Source organism: Achromobacter sp. UBA5777 (assembly GCF_002418565.1).
GTDB lineage: Bacteria > Pseudomonadota > Gammaproteobacteria > Burkholderiales > Burkholderiaceae_B > Achromobacter > Achromobacter animicus.
The window spans coordinates 1-14,998 of sequence record NZ_DIEJ01000155.1; the positions used below are offsets into that span (position 1 = coordinate 1).

A 14,998-nucleotide genomic window follows, 5' to 3' on the forward strand; every position below is an offset into this window, starting at 1 on the left:
GGCCAGACGCCGGCCGCCGTGTCCATTGGCGGCCCGAGCGCCGCGCCGCATGCCCCCATCGTGGCGCCGTCTCCCGTCGAAGCGCGGCGCGAGGCCCCGACGGTTGCTCCCGCGGTAGACACCGCTTCCGACGCCCCGCCCGCAGTGGCGCGCACCGCCCCGGCAGAGCCGGCATCTGGCCGCGCATCGGCTATTCCGGCTTCGATCCTGAACCGCACCGGTCCCCCGCCGCGCCCCGCGCCGAAGGTCGAGGTCCAGGAAGAGGCGCCGCCGCCCATTCCGGTTGCCGAGGCCGTCAAGGATGCCAATCTGGAGCAGTTGGCGGCGCAGGTCGTGGCGTGCGCCGCATGCGGCCTGTGCAAGGGACGCCGTCACGCGGTGGTCGGGCAGGGCGCCCAGCCCACCCGCTGGCTTGTCGTGGGCGAAGCGCCGGGCGAACAGGAAGACCGCCAAGGCCAGCCTTTCGTGGGCCGGTCCGGCCAGTTGCTGGACGCGATGCTGGCGGCGGTGGGCATGAGCCGCGAGCGCGACGTTTTCATCACCAACGTCATCAAGTGCCGTCCGCCGGGCAACCGCAATCCCAAGCCCGAGGAAATCGCGGCCTGCAGCCCGTACCTGATGCGGCAGATCGCGTTGCTGAAACCCGAGCGCATCCTGGTGCTGGGCCGGTTTGCGGCGCAGACCCTGCTGGGCACGGACGCCACCATCGGCAACCTGCGCGGCCGCGTCCATCATCTGAAGACGGATGAAGGGGCTCAGATTCCGGTCATCGTCAGCTACCACCCCGCCTACCTGCTGCGAAGCCCGTCCGAAAAGGCGCGCGCCTGGCAGGACCTGAAGCTGGCCGCCCGCGAGCTGTAGCGGGCAGCGGCAGCGGGCAAATAGAAAAACCGGGCAATTGCCCGGTTTTCTGTTGCTGCATCAAGCACTTGGCGCGATTGGCCTAGTGCGTCGAGTCCAACGCGCGGCCGTGGCCTTCCTGGCCGATCTGGTCATGCAGGTCGGGGTTGGCCTGCATGTTGCGCTTGCTCCAGCGCATGAACACCACCATCAGCACGGCCACCACGGTGCCGAAGATGACGATGATCACGTTGATCGGCAGTTCCAGCCACAGCAGCAGCGTGTACATGGCCACCATGAGCAGGATGTTGAGCTGTTCGTTGAAGTTCTGCACGGCGATCGAATGGCCGGCCGACAGCAGCACGTGGCCGCGATGCTGGAGCAGGGCATTCATGGGCACCACGAAGAAACCGGCCAGGCCGCCCGTCAGCAGCAAGAGCAGATAGACGCTCCAGGGCTGGTAGACCAGCGGCATCAGCAGCACGACGAGACCCATCATGGCGCCGACCGGCAGCACGGCGAGCGCGCGGCGCAGCGGAATGCGCCCGGCCAGGATCGACCCGACCACCGTGCCCAGCGCGGCCACGCCCATCAGCATCGACGCCTTGTCGAGCTGGTAGCCCAGATGGCTGCGGCCCCATTCGATGACGATGAGCTGCAGCGTGGCGCCGGCGCCCCAGAAGAGCGTGGTGACAGCGAGGGAAATCTGGCCCAGCTTGTCCTTCCACAGCACGCAGACGTAGCCCCAGAACGTGCGGACAAGGCGAACGGGGTTCTTCTGCTGCGGCGGATAGCGCACGTGCGTGCGGGGAATCATCAGGTTGCACAGCGCGGCCAGCAGGTACACGAAGGCGATGACCAGGATGGCCGCTTCGGCCGGCGTGTGAACCAGGCTGCCGATGAAGGAATGGCTGAGCAGGGCGGTGGACACCGACGAGGAGATCAGGAGGCCGCCCAGGACCGTGCCCAGGATGATGGAGAAGACCGTCAGGCCCTCGATCCAGCTGTTGCCCTTGACCAGCATGGTCGGCGGCAGCATTTCCGTCACGATGCCGTACTTGGCCGGGGAGTAGGCGGCGGCGCCGATGCCCACCACGCCGTAGGCGGCGCAGACCAGCCACGTCTGGTATTCAGGGGCGACGCCAATGCTGGCGTACGAGAACATCAGCAGACAGCCCGCGACCTTCAGGGCATTGGTGGAGAACATCACGCGGCCCTTGGGGTAGGAGTCCGCGATGGCGCCGACGAATGCGGCCAGCACGACATAGGCCAAGGCAAACGACCACTTCATCATGGGCGCCAGCCAGTCAGGGCCGTGCAACTCCTGAATCAAGGCGATCGCTGCGATGAACAACGCGTTGTCCGCCAATGACGAGAAGGCCTGCGCCGCCATGACCAGATAGAAACCACGTTTCAAGAATGTCCCCGTTCTTCGGCCAGAGCCTGGCCAGTCCGCGTGAAAATTATGTGTCGTGCCAAAAAGTGTCAGGGAGTATAGCCGGAGCGTTGCGGCCAGCCATTGCGCGTTTGCCCGCGGGTTGTCCGGCCCCAACGTCTGGGTAAAGACCGCCTGCGGTATCATACGACCCATATGAGAGCCGGCCCTTCTTGGGCCGGTTTGCAATCTGTGCGGCAGGTCCGTTAACGCCTTTCGTTCAACCCACCCCGTCGTCATCGTACTGTGCGCCTTACTCAGCTCAAACTCGCCGGCTTCAAGTCCTTCGTCGATCCCACCGTCATCCCCGTGCCCAGCCAGCTGGTCGGCGTGGTGGGGCCCAATGGCTGCGGCAAGTCGAACATCATCGACGCCGTGCGCTGGGTGCTGGGCGAGGCCAAGGCGTCTGAACTGCGTGGCGAGTCCATGCAGGACGTCATTTTCAACGGATCGGGCAACCGCAAGCCGGCCGCCCGGGCCTCGGTCGAAATGGTGTTCGACAACAGCGAGGGGCGGGCCGCCGGCCAGTGGAGCACCTACGCCGAAATCGCGGTGCGCCGGGTCCTGACCCGGGATGGCACCAGCAGCTATTTCGTCAACAACCAGCAGGTCCGCCGCCGCGACATCCACGACATCTTCCTGGGCACCGGCCTGGGCGCTCGTGGCTACGCCATCATCGGGCAGGGCATGATCAACCGCCTGATCGAAGCCCGCCCCGAAGAACTGCGCGTCTTCCTGGAAGAGGCGGCTGGCGTGTCGCGCTACAAGGAACGCCGCCGCGAGACCGAAAACCGCCTGTCCGACACGCGCGAGAACCTGACCCGCGTTGAAGACATCCTGCGCGAACTGAACAGCCAGCTTGAAAAGCTGGAAGCCCAGGCCGAAGTGGCCACGCGCTACCGCGAGCTTCAGGCTGACGGCGAAAAGAAGCAGCATTCGCTGTGGTTCCTGAAGGAAACCGGGGCGCGCGAAGAGCGCGCCAAGAAGACGCAGGAGATGGCGCAGGCCCAGAACGAACTGGAAGCCGCCATTGCCGGACTGCGCGCCGGCGAGGCCGCGCTGGAATCCCGGCGCCAGGCCCATTACGCCGCCAGCGATGCCGTCCACACCGCCCAGGGCGCCCTGTACGAGGCCAATGCCCAGGTCAGCCGCCTGGAAGCCGAGATCCGGCACGTGGTCGATTCCCGCAACCGGCTTCAGGCGCGCCGCGACCAGCTCCAGCAGCAGATCGCGGAATGGACCAGCCAGCGCGAGCACTGCACCGAACAGATCGCCCAGGCCGAAGACGACCTGGCCGCCGCCGCCGCCCGCACTGAAGAGGCGCGCGCCACTGCGGAAGACGCGCAGGCCGGCCTGCCCTCGGTCGAACAGGACGTGCGCGAAGCCGCCGCCGGCCGTGACGAGATGCGCGCGGCGCTCGCCCGCGTCGAGCAGAACCTGGCGCTGGTCGCGCAGACGCAGCGCGACGCCGACCGCCAGATGCAGACCCTGGACCAGCGCCGCGAGCGCCTCCAGCAGGAACTGCGCGAACTGCACAGCCCCGATCCCGAGCGCCTCGAACAGTTGGCCGGCGACCGCGCCGCGGGCGAAGACCAGCTCGAAGCCGCCCAGGAAGAACTGGCCACCCTGGAAGGCCGTGTGCCCGAAGCCGACGCCGAGCGCAGCCGCGCCCAGGGCGCCGCCCAGACCGAAGCCCAGAACCTGGCCCGCCTGGAAGCCCGCTTGTCCGCACTGGTGAAGCTGCAGGACGACGTGCAGAAGCAGGGCGCGCTGGAACCGTGGCTGGCCAAGCACGAACTGGCCGGGCTGTCGCGCCTGTGGCAAAAGCTGCACGTCGAGCCGGGCTGGGAAACCGCCCTGGAATCGGCGCTGCGCGAACGCATGGCGTCGATGGAAGTGCGCAACCTGGATTGGGCGCGCGCCTTTGCCGACGACGCACCGCCCGCGCGGCTGGCGTTCTACCAATTGCCCGTCGCGGCGCCCGCGCCGACGGCGCCTGCCGGGTTCACGCCGCTGGCCAGCCTGCTGCGCATCACCGATCCCGATCTGCGCACGCTGCTCAACGAATGGCTGGCCGGCGTCTATACGGCTAATGACCTGACCCAGGCCCTGGCCTTGCGCGCGACCCTGCCGGCTGGCGCCGCCTGCGTGGTCAAGGCAGGTCACCTGATCGACGCGCACAGCGTGCGTTTCTACGCGCCCGATTCCGAACAGGCCGGCCTGCTGGCCCGCCAGCAGGAAATCGAAAACCTGCAGCGCGAAATCAAGGCCCAGCAACTGATCGCCGACCAGGCGCGCGCCGCGGTCGCCCGCGCGGAAGCGGCGTGGCAGCAGGTGTCACAGGCCATCTCTCCGGCACGCACCCGCGTGGCCGAAGTCACGCGCCGCGTGCACGACATCCAGCTGGAACACTCGCGGCTGCAGCAGCAGGCGGAGCAGTCCGGCGAGCGCGCCTCGCGTCTGCGCCAGGACCTGGAAGAAATCAAGGCGCACGAGGAAGACCTGCGAGCCACCCGCGAAGAGGCCGAGGCCCGCTTCGAGGCGTTGGACGAAGAGCTGGCCGAGCATCAATCCAAGTTTGCCGACGCTGAAATGGATGGCGAGACGCTGGCGGCGCAAGCCGAGGCGGCCCGCACCCGCCTGCGCGAACTCGAACGCGCCGCCCAGGAAGCGGAATTCGCTGAACGCGGCATCCAGGTGCGCATCACCGACCTGCAACGCAACCAGCAACTGGCCGCCGACCAGAGCCAGCGCGGCGCGGTGGAACTTGAACAACTGATGGGCGACCTGACCGAGCTGGACGCATCCGCGTCGCAGGCCGGCCTGCAAGACGCCCTGGAAGCGCGCGCCGAACGCGAGGAAGCGCTGTCGCGCGCCCGCCAGGAACTCGAAAATCTGGCCGCGCTGCTGCGCGGCGCCGACGAAGACCGCCAGCAACAGGAGCAGACCCTGGAGCCGCGCCGCGCGCGCATCATGGAACTGCAACTGCAGGAGCAGGCCGCGCGCCTGGCCGAAGAGCAGTTCACCGAACAGCTCAATGCACGCGAAGTCGACCGCGAGGAACTCGCCCAGTTCCTGGCCAACCAGCCCGACGAATGGCGCCGCGCAAGCTGGCTGCAACAGGAAGTCGGCCGCATCTCGCGCCAGATCGAAGCGCTGGGTTCGGTCAACCTGGCGGCGCTCGACGAACTGAACACCTCGCGCGAACGCAAGGGCTTCCTCGATTCCCAGCACGCCGACCTGATGACCGCCATCGAGACGCTCGAAGACGCCATCCGCAAGATCGACCGCGAGACGCGCGAACTGCTCCAAGAGACGTTCAACATCGTCAACGGTCACTTCGGCGAGCTCTTCCCCAAGCTTTTTGGTGGGGGCGAAGCCAAGCTCAGCATGACGGGCGAGGAAATCCTCGATGCCGGCGTGCAGGTGATGGCCCAGCCGCCGGGCAAGCGCAACAGCACGATCCATCTGCTGTCGGGCGGCGAAAAGGCGCTGACCGCGACTGCGCTGGTGTTCGCGCTGTTCAAGCTGAACCCTGCGCCGTTCTGCCTGCTGGACGAGGTGGACGCGCCGCTGGACGACGCCAACACCGAACGTTACGCGAACCTGGTCGCCAACATGAGCGAGCAGACGCAGTTCCTCTTCATCTCGCACAACAAGATCGCGATGCAGATGGCAAAGCAATTGATCGGCGTAACCATGCAAGAGCAAGGGGTTTCGCGTATCGTTGCGGTAGACATAGATTCGGCCGTCCAGATGATGGCCTCCGAAGCGGCATAAACCCAATATTTAGAAAGGCGCCGCCTTCCAGGCGCGGGATTTACACATGAGTGATTTGCAGATCGGGCTGATTGCCCTGGGCGTCTTGCTGATACTGCTGGTTTTGGGATTCAACTGGTGGCAGGACCGTCGCGTCCGTCGCAAGATGCAAAGCCATTTCCCCACCTCCGAACAGGATCCGCTGCTGGGCGCGGGTGTGGGGGGCGCAAGCGCCGCCCCGGCCGGTGCTTCCCGGCGCGAACCCGGCATGGGCGGCGAACCTGCGCGCGTCCAGCCCGGCCAGCCCGCGCCGGTGGATCCCGGCAGCGATGCCGACGACGCCGAAGAACCCGATCCCGCCTGCGAAGTCGTCATCGAAGTCAACTTCGCGGAGCCCGTGCGCGGCGCGGATCTGTTGCCTTACATGCAAAGCCTGCGCAACGTGGGCCGCAAGCCCATGCGTGTGTTCGCCGAAACCGACCAGCGCCGTCACCGCGCGCGCGTCCATGCCGGCGAGTCCTATGCGTCCATGCAGCTTGCCGTGCTGCTTGCCAACCGCAGCGGCCCGCTGACCGCCATCGAATGGTCGCAGGCCTGGGCCCGCGCCCAGGACATGGCCGAACGCTTCGACGCCACCATTGAAGGTCCCGACCAGCAGGCCGTGCTGGAGCAGGGCGCCCGCCTGGACGACACCTGCGCGGCACTGGACACCCAGGTCGGCCTGACCCTGCTGCTGGGCTCGGCCCAGCCGGCGGCCGAAGTCATGGCCGTGGCGCGCGACGTCGGATTTGTCGCCGACGGCAACCGACTGGCCTGGCCCAACGAAAACGGCGTGGCGCGCTTCACGCTGGCCCGTGCGGACGGGGCTGCTTTCGACGCGGGCATGGGCGGCATCGAGCGCTTGTACCTGCTGCTGGACGTGCCTTGCAGCCCGGCCGACACCCGCGCGTTTGGCCGCATGGTCGACGTGGGCCGCGACCTGGCCTCGCGCCTGCGCGCTGAACTTGTCGACGATCAGGGCAAGCCCCTGGCCGACGGCTCCGAGACCGTCATCGACGAGCGCCTGCAGGTCCTGTTCGGCCAGCTTGAACAAGCGGGCCTGCCCGCCGGCAGCGAGCGCGCCCAGCGCGTGTTTGCCTGATGGCCCGCGGGTCCGGCGAAAATCCGGCGCAAGCCGCCGCGCGGCTGCGCGCCGAGATCGAGCAGCACAACGTTCGCTATTACGTCTACGACGAGCCCTCGGTCTCGGATGCCGAGTACGACGGGCTGATGCGGGATTTGCAGGCCCTGGAGGCCGAGCACCCGGAACTGGTGACACCGGAATCCCCCACGCAACGCGTGGGCGCGGCGCCGGTGTCAGCGTTTGGCAGCGTGCGCCACGTGGTGCCGATGCTGTCGCTGAACAACGCGTTTTCCGAAGAGGAAGTCGCCGCCTTCGACCGCCGTGTTACCGACACGCTGCGCGGGGCCGGCCTGCTGGGTCCGGCGCAGCAGCCGGACTACTTCTGTGAACTCAAACTCGACGGCCTGGCGATCAGCCTGCGCTACGAGGACGGCCGCCTGGTGCAGGCCGCCACGCGGGGCGACGGCCAGACGGGCGAGGACGTCACCTCAAACATCCGCACGATCAAGGCGATTCCGCTGCAGCTGAAGGGCGCGGCCCCGAAGGTGCTGGAAGTGCGCGGCGAGGTGCTGATGAATCGCGCCGACTTCGAAAAACTGAATGCGGCGCAGGCCAAGCGCGACGAAAAGATTTTCGTGAATCCCCGCAACGCCGCGGCGGGCAGCCTGCGCCAGCTTGATCCGCGCATTACCGCCAAGCGGCCGCTGCGTTTCTTTGCCTACGGTTGGGGCGAAGTCCAGGGCCTGCCCGGCTCGCAAAGCGGGCTGTTCGACGAAGCCTCGGCTGGCGCGGATCAGGCCTCTCAATTGCCCGAAAAATCCCACGGCGCCATGCTGGAATGGCTGGCCTCGCTAGGGCTGCCGGTCAATGTGGTGCACAACCACCGGGCAAGCGGCGCCAACGGCCTGATGGACTTCTACGCCAAGGTCGGCGCCTTGCGCGCGGACCTGCCCTACGACATCGACGGCGTGGTCTACAAGGTGGACTCGCTGCCGGCGCAGAAGGTGCTGGGCTTCGTGGCGCGCGCGCCGCGCTTTGCATTGGCGCACAAGTTTGCCGCCGAAGAGGCCACCACGACGCTGGTGGACATCGAAGTGCAGGTGGGCCGCACGGGCGCCATCACCCCGGTTGCGCGGCTCAAGCCCGTGTTCGTGGGCGGCGTCACCGTCACCAACGCCACGCTGCACAACGAAGACGAGATCCGCCGCAAGGACGTGCGCATCGGCGACACGGTCATCGTGCGGCGTGCGGGCGACGTGATTCCCGAGGTGCTTGGCCCGGTCCCGGAAAAGCGGCCCGAGGACGCGCGCGAATTCGTCATGCCGACAGAATGCCCGGTCTGCGGATCGGCCATCGAACGCCTGGAAGGCGAAACCATCGCGCGCTGCACCGGGGGCCTTTTCTGCGGCGCCCAGCGCAAGCAGACGCTGTGGCACGCTGCCAGCCGCAAGGCGCTGGATATCGAAGGCCTGGGCGAAAAGCTCGTGGACCAGTTGGTGGACAGCGGCCGCGTCAAGACGCTGGCCGACCTGTACAGCCTGCGTCCGCTTGAACTCGTGGGCCTGGACCGCATGGGCCAGAAGTCCGCCGACAATCTGGTGGCCGCCATTGAAAAGGCGCGCTCGCCGAATCTGTCCCGCCTGCTGTTCGCGCTAGGCATCCGGCACGTGGGCGAGACCACGGCGCGCGACGTCGCGCGGCATTTCGGCAGCATCGACGCCATCATGGATGCGGATGAAGACGCTTTGTCGTCGGTGCCCGACGTGGGACCTGTCGTGGCCGCATCGATCCGCCATTTCTTTGCCGAACAGCACAACCGCGACGTGATCGGGCAGCTCAAGGCGCAGGGCGTGAACCCGGTGGCCGAAGCCGCTCCGCAAGCCGACACGCTGGCCGGCAAGACCTTCGTGCTGACGGGCACGTTGCCAAACTGGACGCGCGAAGAGGCCTCGATGCACATCCAGGCGGCCGGCGGCAAGGTCAGCGGCTCGGTGTCCAAGAAGACCGCCTATCTGGTGGCAGGCGAGGATTCGGGCAGCAAGCTGACCAAGGCCCAGGAGCTGGGTGTGCCGGTGCTGGATGAAGACGGGCTGAAGGCGCTGTTGGGCGTTTCCTAGCCAGGACGCCGCCGCGGTTGGACGAAGGGCTGCACGCCATCGGCGCGCAGCCCTTTTTGTTGCTGGCTTCGGGCCGAAGTCGGACTATCGGGGAAGATCGTCTTCAGCCTGCGGCGCCGTCTCAAGGGGGGGGCTGGCATCTGAGCGCGTTGCCGAGCGCTCAAAAAAAACTGCCCGCGATTGGCGGGCAGTTTTCTGAGCGATGCGGGCCTTATTGGATCTTGGCCTTTTCGCGCAGTTGCTTCTGGTAGTCGGCCAGGGTTTGCTGGCGCAGCATTTCTTCCAGTTGCGGACGGACCTGATCCATCGGCGGGAATTCGACCGGACGGGTGTCGTCGACCATGATGATGTGCCAGCCGAATTGGGTCTGGACCGGCTTGTCGACCAGTTGGCCCTTCTTCAGTTGCGTCACGGCTTGCGCGAACGGTTGCACGTAGTTGGTCGGGGGAGCCCAACCCAGATCGCCACCCTTTTCGGCGCTGCCGGGGTCCTTGGAGTTCTTCTTGGCCAGGTCGTCGAACTTGCCCTTGTTGCTCTTCAGTTGGGCCAGCAGGTCGTTTGCCTTTTTCTCGTCTTCGACGAGGATGTGGCGGACCTTGTACTCCATCTTGCCGGCCTGTTCCTTCTTGATCTTTTCGTATTCGGCGGTGACCTGGGCGTCCGTGACCGGGTGCTTGGCCAAGTAGTCGGCCATCAGCGCACGAACCAGGATGCCTTGGCGGGCCAGTTCGATTTCGGTCTGGACGTCAGCCTGCTTGGCGATGCCGCTGGACTCGGCGGCCTGCACGAAGATCTGACGGTTGATCATTTCCTGCTTGACCTGTTCGCGCAGTTGCGGCGAATCGGTGGCGCCCTGGCCGACCAGGAGCTTGACGAATTGATCCAGACTCTTTTGCGGGATGGCCTTACCGTTGACGGTAGCCACGTTTTGCGCAAAAGCAGGCACGGCGATGACGCAGGCCGCAGCCAGCATGACGATGCGTTTCATGAATATCCTTTGACTTTCTATTTGGGAGCCTGGGCGTCAAGCGCAAGCGCATGAATCGGATAGGGGATCAAATCTTGCAAATGATGATACACCAGCCGGTGTCGCGCAACGGCGGAGAGCCCCGCAAAGCAAGGCGCTACGATGATTACGCGATAGTGGCCGGCGCCGTTTTTACTGCCTTCGTGGCCGGCATGCAAATGGGAGTCGTCCAGGATGTCCAGACTGACGGGTTCCAGGGCGGCAAGGCGTTCCCGGATCAGGGCGATGCGGTCGGTGTTTTCTGACATGAAAGTTCAGGGCTTGCCGGGCGGCGTGGCGCCCGGATTGGCCGGCGTGTTTTCTTCGGTCTGGATGTGTTTGCCCAGCCACAGCGACTGGCCAATGACGAAGACGATCATCAGTCCCATCAGGCCAAAGGCCTTGAAACTGACCCACTGCGACTCGGTGAAGTGGCCCGAGAACGCGACATACAGATTGAGCGCGCCGGCGATCAGGAAGAAGGCGGCCCAGATCAGGTTGAGCTTGTCCCACGCGGCATCCGGCAGCTGGATCTGCTTTTCCATCAGGCGGCGGATCAGGTTGCGCTTGAACAACAGGCGGGCAAAGACCAGCGCGCCGCCGAACATCCAGTACAGCACCGTGGGCTTCCATTTGATGAAGACGTCGCTGTGCAGCCAGATGGTCGCGCCGCCGAATACCAGGATGACCGTCAGGTTGATCCAGTGCATGGCTTCGGTGGGGCGGCCGGTGGCCTTGAGCCAGACGATCTGCGCGACGGCAGCCGCCATGGCGACGCCCGTGGCCGTGAAGATGTCCGTGTACCTGTAGGCGATGAAGAACAGGAGCAGCGGAAAGAGGTCGAACAGGAACTTCTTCATCAGTCTTCTAGGGGCTCAAACGTCATCGACAGGGAATTGATGCAGTAGCGCAGGCCGGTAGGCTCGGGGCCGTCGGGAAAGACGTGGCCCAGGTGCGCGTCGCAGACGTTGCACAGCACTTCGGTGCGCACCATGCCGTGCGTGGTGTCGCGTTCTTCGCGGACGAGTTCGGGGTCCAGCGCCTGGAAGTAGCTGGGCCAGCCGCAGCCGGCGTCGAATTTGGTGTCGGATGCGAACAGCGCCGTGCCACAGCCGACGCAACGGTAGATGCCAGGGGTGAACGTATCCCAGTAGCGCCCGGTGAATGCGCGTTCGGTACCTTTTTGACGGGTGACCACGTATTCTTCGGGGGAAAGCTGGGCGCGCCATTCGGCGTCGGTTTTGCGTACTTTTTCCATATGAGCTCTTGGAGTCGCGATGCCCGAAATGGTTCGGGCATAATCCCGCCCCATGTTAATCGAGTTTGACCAGGCGGTAGTGTCGACGCCCCAGGCGGAAGTGTTGCGCGGGGTGAGCGTCACCCTGGCCGAACGGCGCATCGGCATCGTGGGCCCCAATGGCGCCGGCAAGAGCACGCTGGCGCGCCTGGTCAACGGCCTGGTCATGCCGTCTTCCGGCAGCGTGCGCGTGGACGGGCTGGATACGCGCCAGGATCTGAAAGCCGTGCGCGCGCGCGTCGGCTTTGTCTTCCAGAACCCCGAAAACCAGATCGTCTTTCCCATCGTGCGCGAAGACCTGGCCTTTGGCCTGAAGCGCCTGGCGCCCGACCGTCAGCAGCGCGAGGCGCGCATCGACAGCCAACTGGCCCGCCTGGGCGTGGGCCACCTGGCCGACCGCAGCAGCCACACGCTGTCCGGCGGCGAGCGTCAGCTTGTGGCGCTGGCCGCCGTGCTGGTCATGGAGCCGGCCCTCATCGTCTTTGACGAACCCACCACTCAGCTCGACCTGCGCAACCGCAACCGGGTGCGCGCCGCCATCGATGGGCTGCCCCACGACGCCATCGTCGTCAGCCACGACCTGGAATTGCTCGAAGACTTCGACCGGGTGCTGGTCGTGCGCGACGGCACGATCGCGGCCGACGACACGCCCGCCGCGGCGTTGCGCTGGTACCGGGAACACTGCGGATGATGGAGCCCCTGTACGTTGCCGGCAACACGCCGCTGCATCGGCTGCCAGCGTGGGTGAAACTGCTGGCGCTGATGGCGGCCGGCGCTGGCCTGTTCGTGCTGCGCGATCCGCTCTGGCTGGCGTTCGCTTTTGGCTTCTCGGTGGCGTTGGTCTGGTCCACGGGCGTGGCGGCGGCGGCCGTCTGGCGTCAGGTGCGCGGACTGCTCTGGGTGCTGCTGGCCGTCGCGCTCTTTACCGGCTGGTTTCAGGGGCCGCTTGAGGCGCTGGCGGTTGTGCTGCGCGTGGCGGCGATGGTGGGTCTGGCCCTGGCCGTCACGCTGGCGACCCGCACGTCGGACCTGATTGCCGTCTGCGAGCGGACATTGCGGCCGCTGGAACGCACCGGGCTCGTCGATGCCGAAAAGGTGGCGCTGGCCCTCGCGCTGACGCTGCGCTTCGTGCCCGAGATCTGGCGCAATTTCCAGGAAATCCGCGAGGCGCAGGCTGCGCGCGGGCTGGGGGCGAATCCGGTCGCGCTGATCGTGCCGCTGATCGTGCTGACGTTGAAGCGGGCCCAGGAAGTCTCTGAAGCGATCGACGCGCGCAGCGTCTGAAGGCCGCGCGCCCTGTACTCATTCAAAAGGGGAAATCATGAAATCGAATAATACGGTGCTGGTGGCGCTGTTCGCGGCGCTGATCGTCGTGCTGAGCCTGATGCCGCCCATTCCGATGCCCGGCATTCCCGTGCCCATCACCTTGCAGACGCTCGGCGTCATGCTGGCCGGCGCCATGCTCGGCCCCGTGCGGGGTGCGCTGGCGTGCCTGCTGTATCTGGCGCTCGCGGCGATCGGCCTGCCGGTGCTGCCGAGCGGGCGCGGCGGGCTGGGAGCGTTTTTTGGCCCGACCGGCGGGTTTCTCATCGGCATGGTGGCCGGCGCATTCGTGACGGGCTGGCTGGCGCGCCGCCTGGCCGCGCGTGGAACCGCCACCTGGGTGGGGCTGGCAGGGTATGTGGCTGCCTGCGTCGCAGGCGGCATTGCGGTGGTGTATGCCTTCGGCGTGCCCTGGCTGTCGGCGGTGACGAAGATGGGCATGGCGAAGGCTGCGGGCGCGGTCGTGGTGTTCCTGCCGGGTGACCTTATCAAGGCCGCGGTGGCGGCGTGGGTTGCTTCGCGCGTCGAGCGGGTGTGGCCCATGCTTGGCCGTTGATCATGTCGGGCCGCGGAACGTACGGCGAAAGACCCCAATCGCCCCAAGGGAATCCCCCAACATGACGCCTGCGACCCTTTCAAGTACAAGTTCGCCATTAACAAATGCGTTCGCCAAATCACGATTTCCGTAGCACATCAGGGAATTACCGTAGTTGCGCTACGTCATCTGATACTGTTTTAACCATATAATATTTTTTTCTGTATAACTTTAAACAGGCTCGCTTCGCCTCGTTCGAGGCACATAAGAGCCAACCACAGGAGACAAAAACATGCGCAAGCACTTCGGCTTGTCCGCGGCCGCCGCCGCTGTAGCCCTGACTCTGCCGCTTCTGGCGAGCGCACAGGTCAAGGTTGGCGTGACGGTGTCCAGCACCGGCCCCGCCGCCTCGCTGGGCATCCCCGAGCGCAACACCGTGGCCTTGCTGCCCAAGGAAGTTGCCGGCCAGAAGATCGAATGGATCGTGCTGGACGACGCCACGGACACCACGCAGGCCGTCAAGAACTCGCGCAAGCTGGCTTCCGACGACAAGGTCGACGTCCTGATCGGCACGTCCATCACGCCGGGCTCGCTGGCAATGGTCGACGTGGCTGCCGAAGCCAAGGTGCCGATGATCAGTGTGGCCGCCAGCGCCAAGATCGTCGAACCCGTGGACGACAAGCGCCGCTGGGTTTTCAAGACCCCGCAAAACGACGCGTTGATGGCTGGCGCCCTGGCCGACGCGATGGCCAAGTCCAAGGTCAAGACGCTGGGCTTCATCGGCTTTGCTGACGCCTACGGCGACGGCTGGCTCGACGTGATGCAGAAGGCCGCCAAGGCCAAGGGCATCGAGATCGTCGCCATTGAAAAATACGGCCGCACCGACACCAGCGTGACGGGCCAGGTGCTCAAGCTGGTCGGCGCCAAGCCCGACGCCATCCTGATCGCCGGCGCCGGCACCCCGTCCGCGCTGCCGCAAAAGGAACTGAAGGCCCGCAACTACGGCGGAACCATCTATCAGACCCACGGCGCCGCCAACAACGACGTGCTGCGCGTCTGCGGCAAGGACTGCAACGGCATGTACCTGCCGGCCGGCCCGCTGCTGGTCGCTGCGCAACTGCCCGACAGCAACCCGGTCAAGAAGTCGGCGCTGGCCTACGTGGAAACCTACGAGAAGGCCAACGGCGCCGGTTCGACCAACACGTTCGGCGGCCACATGTGGGATGCCGGCCAACTGGTCGTCGCCGCGCTGCCCGTGGCGCTGAAGTCGGGCGCCAAGCCCGGCACGCCTGAGTTCCGTGCCGCGATGCGCGATGCACTGGAAGGCGTGAAGGACCTGGCCGTGTCGCAAGGCGTGTTCAACATGTCGCCCACGGACCACGCCGGCTTTGACGAGCGCTCGCGCGTCATCGTCAAGGTGGAAAACGGCAAGTGGGTCTATCAGCCCGACCTGTAATCCCCCTGGATCGCCCGAGCGCGGGCCGCCCCATCGCGGGCGCCCGATGCGCGGGGGGCGGCATACCGCCCGCCGTGCCGCGCCCGGCAGGACTTCGCACCGGCCTT

The 14,998-nt window shown here is 66.1% G+C and carries 13 protein-coding genes; 8 read left to right on the forward strand and 5 right to left on the reverse strand.

All coding sequences use genetic code 11. The annotated features are described in order from the left end of the window. Positions 1–57 precede the first annotated feature (57 nt). Complete coding sequence (locus B3446_RS11925; protein WP_409515384.1) at positions 58–861, forward strand: uracil-DNA glycosylase; 804 nt, start codon at positions 58–60, stop codon at positions 859–861. Positions 862–943: 82 nt separating this feature from the next. On the opposite strand, the gene lplT is transcribed toward B3446_RS11925, so the two are convergent. Beyond that, on the reverse strand, positions 944–2,257 hold the full coding sequence (gene lplT / locus B3446_RS11930; RefSeq protein WP_191576782.1) for a lysophospholipid transporter LplT: 1,314 nt from the start codon (positions 2,255–2,257) through the stop codon (positions 944–946). Between the two features lie 264 nt (positions 2,258–2,521). Between lplT and smc the strand changes: the two genes are divergently transcribed. The 3 genes from smc to ligA are packed head-to-tail and all read left to right on the forward strand — an operon-like array spanning position 2,522 to position 9,274. Next, positions 2,522–6,055, forward strand: a complete 3,534-nt coding sequence (gene smc, locus B3446_RS11935) for a chromosome segregation protein SMC (RefSeq protein ID WP_291381230.1) — start codon at positions 2,522–2,524, stop codon at positions 6,053–6,055. Positions 6,056–6,101: 46 nt separating this feature from the next. Then, positions 6,102–7,175, forward strand: coding sequence for a cell division protein ZipA C-terminal FtsZ-binding domain-containing protein (locus B3446_RS11940; RefSeq protein ID WP_191576780.1), 1,074 nt, complete (start codon positions 6,102–6,104; stop codon positions 7,173–7,175). Next, positions 7,175–9,274, forward strand: coding sequence for an NAD-dependent DNA ligase LigA (gene ligA, locus B3446_RS11945; protein WP_191576779.1), 2,100 nt, complete (start codon positions 7,175–7,177; stop codon positions 9,272–9,274). Before B3446_RS11940 ends, ligA begins: the two co-directional genes overlap by 1 nt. 211 nt (positions 9,275–9,485) lie before the next feature. Here ligA and B3446_RS11950 read toward each other — a convergent pair whose 3' ends face one another. From B3446_RS11950 to msrB, 4 genes are read right to left on the reverse strand one after another with little or no spacing between them, the layout of a single operon-like run. Next, complete coding sequence (locus B3446_RS11950; protein ID WP_056568229.1) at positions 9,486–10,262, reverse strand: peptidylprolyl isomerase; 777 nt, start codon at positions 10,260–10,262, stop codon at positions 9,486–9,488. Between the two features lie 17 nt (positions 10,263–10,279). Continuing rightward, positions 10,280–10,549 carry a BolA family protein gene (locus B3446_RS11955; protein WP_175122994.1) on the reverse strand — a complete coding sequence of 90 codons (270 nt, stop codon included), beginning with the start codon at positions 10,547–10,549 and terminating at the stop codon, positions 10,280–10,282. A gap of 6 nt (positions 10,550–10,555) precedes the next feature. Further along, positions 10,556–11,140: a septation protein A gene (locus B3446_RS11960; protein WP_175122993.1), complete on the reverse strand. Its 585-nt coding sequence runs from the start codon at positions 11,138–11,140 to the stop codon at positions 10,556–10,558. Next, positions 11,140–11,538 (reverse strand): peptide-methionine (R)-S-oxide reductase MsrB, encoded by a 399-nt coding sequence (gene msrB, locus B3446_RS11965; RefSeq protein ID WP_056568221.1) that lies wholly within the window; start codon positions 11,536–11,538, stop codon positions 11,140–11,142. The genes B3446_RS11960 and msrB overlap by 1 nt, the downstream gene beginning before the upstream one ends. A 52-nt stretch (positions 11,539–11,590) precedes the next feature. Between msrB and B3446_RS11970 the strand changes: the two genes are divergently transcribed. From B3446_RS11970 to B3446_RS11985, 4 genes are all read left to right on the forward strand, one after another. Next, positions 11,591–12,268 (forward strand): energy-coupling factor ABC transporter ATP-binding protein, encoded by a 678-nt coding sequence (locus B3446_RS11970; RefSeq protein ID WP_291381236.1) that lies wholly within the window; start codon positions 11,591–11,593, stop codon positions 12,266–12,268. Next, positions 12,265–12,861: an energy-coupling factor transporter transmembrane component T family protein gene (locus tag B3446_RS11975; RefSeq protein WP_175122991.1), complete on the forward strand. Its 597-nt coding sequence runs from the start codon at positions 12,265–12,267 to the stop codon at positions 12,859–12,861. The genes B3446_RS11970 and B3446_RS11975 overlap by 4 nt, the downstream gene beginning before the upstream one ends. A gap of 37 nt (positions 12,862–12,898) precedes the next feature. Continuing rightward, positions 12,899–13,456 carry a biotin transporter BioY gene (locus B3446_RS11980; RefSeq protein WP_291381239.1) on the forward strand — a complete coding sequence of 186 codons (558 nt, stop codon included), beginning with the start codon at positions 12,899–12,901 and terminating at the stop codon, positions 13,454–13,456. 271 nt (positions 13,457–13,727) lie between these two features. Then, complete coding sequence (locus B3446_RS11985) at positions 13,728–14,891, forward strand: ABC transporter substrate-binding protein (RefSeq protein ID WP_175122989.1); 1,164 nt, start codon at positions 13,728–13,730, stop codon at positions 14,889–14,891. The last annotated feature ends 107 nt before the right edge of the window (positions 14,892–14,998 follow it).

Bases quoted from the DNA above. Each gene is read 5' to 3' on its own strand.
- B3446_RS11950 (WP_056568229.1), bottom strand. From the start codon at position 10,262: ATGAAACGCATCGTCATGCTGGCTGCGGCCTGCGTCATCGCCGTGCCT.
- B3446_RS11985 (WP_175122989.1), top strand. From the start codon at position 13,728: ATGCGCAAGCACTTCGGCTTGTCCGCGGCCGCCGCCGCTGTAGCCCTG.
- msrB (WP_056568221.1), bottom strand. From the start codon at position 11,538: ATGGAAAAAGTACGCAAAACCGACGCCGAATGGCGCGCCCAGCTTTCC.
- B3446_RS11960 (WP_175122993.1), bottom strand. From the start codon at position 11,140: ATGAAGAAGTTCCTGTTCGACCTCTTTCCGCTGCTCCTGTTCTTCATC.
- ligA (WP_191576779.1), top strand. From the start codon at position 7,175: ATGGCCCGCGGGTCCGGCGAAAATCCGGCGCAAGCCGCCGCGCGGCTG.
- B3446_RS11940 (WP_191576780.1), top strand. From the start codon at position 6,102: ATGAGTGATTTGCAGATCGGGCTGATTGCCCTGGGCGTCTTGCTGATA.
- B3446_RS11955 (WP_175122994.1), bottom strand. From the start codon at position 10,549: ATGTCAGAAAACACCGACCGCATCGCCCTGATCCGGGAACGCCTTGCC.
- B3446_RS11980 (WP_291381239.1), top strand. From the start codon at position 12,899: ATGAAATCGAATAATACGGTGCTGGTGGCGCTGTTCGCGGCGCTGATC.
- B3446_RS11970 (WP_291381236.1), top strand. From the start codon at position 11,591: ATGTTAATCGAGTTTGACCAGGCGGTAGTGTCGACGCCCCAGGCGGAA.
- B3446_RS11975 (WP_175122991.1), top strand. From the start codon at position 12,265: ATGATGGAGCCCCTGTACGTTGCCGGCAACACGCCGCTGCATCGGCTG.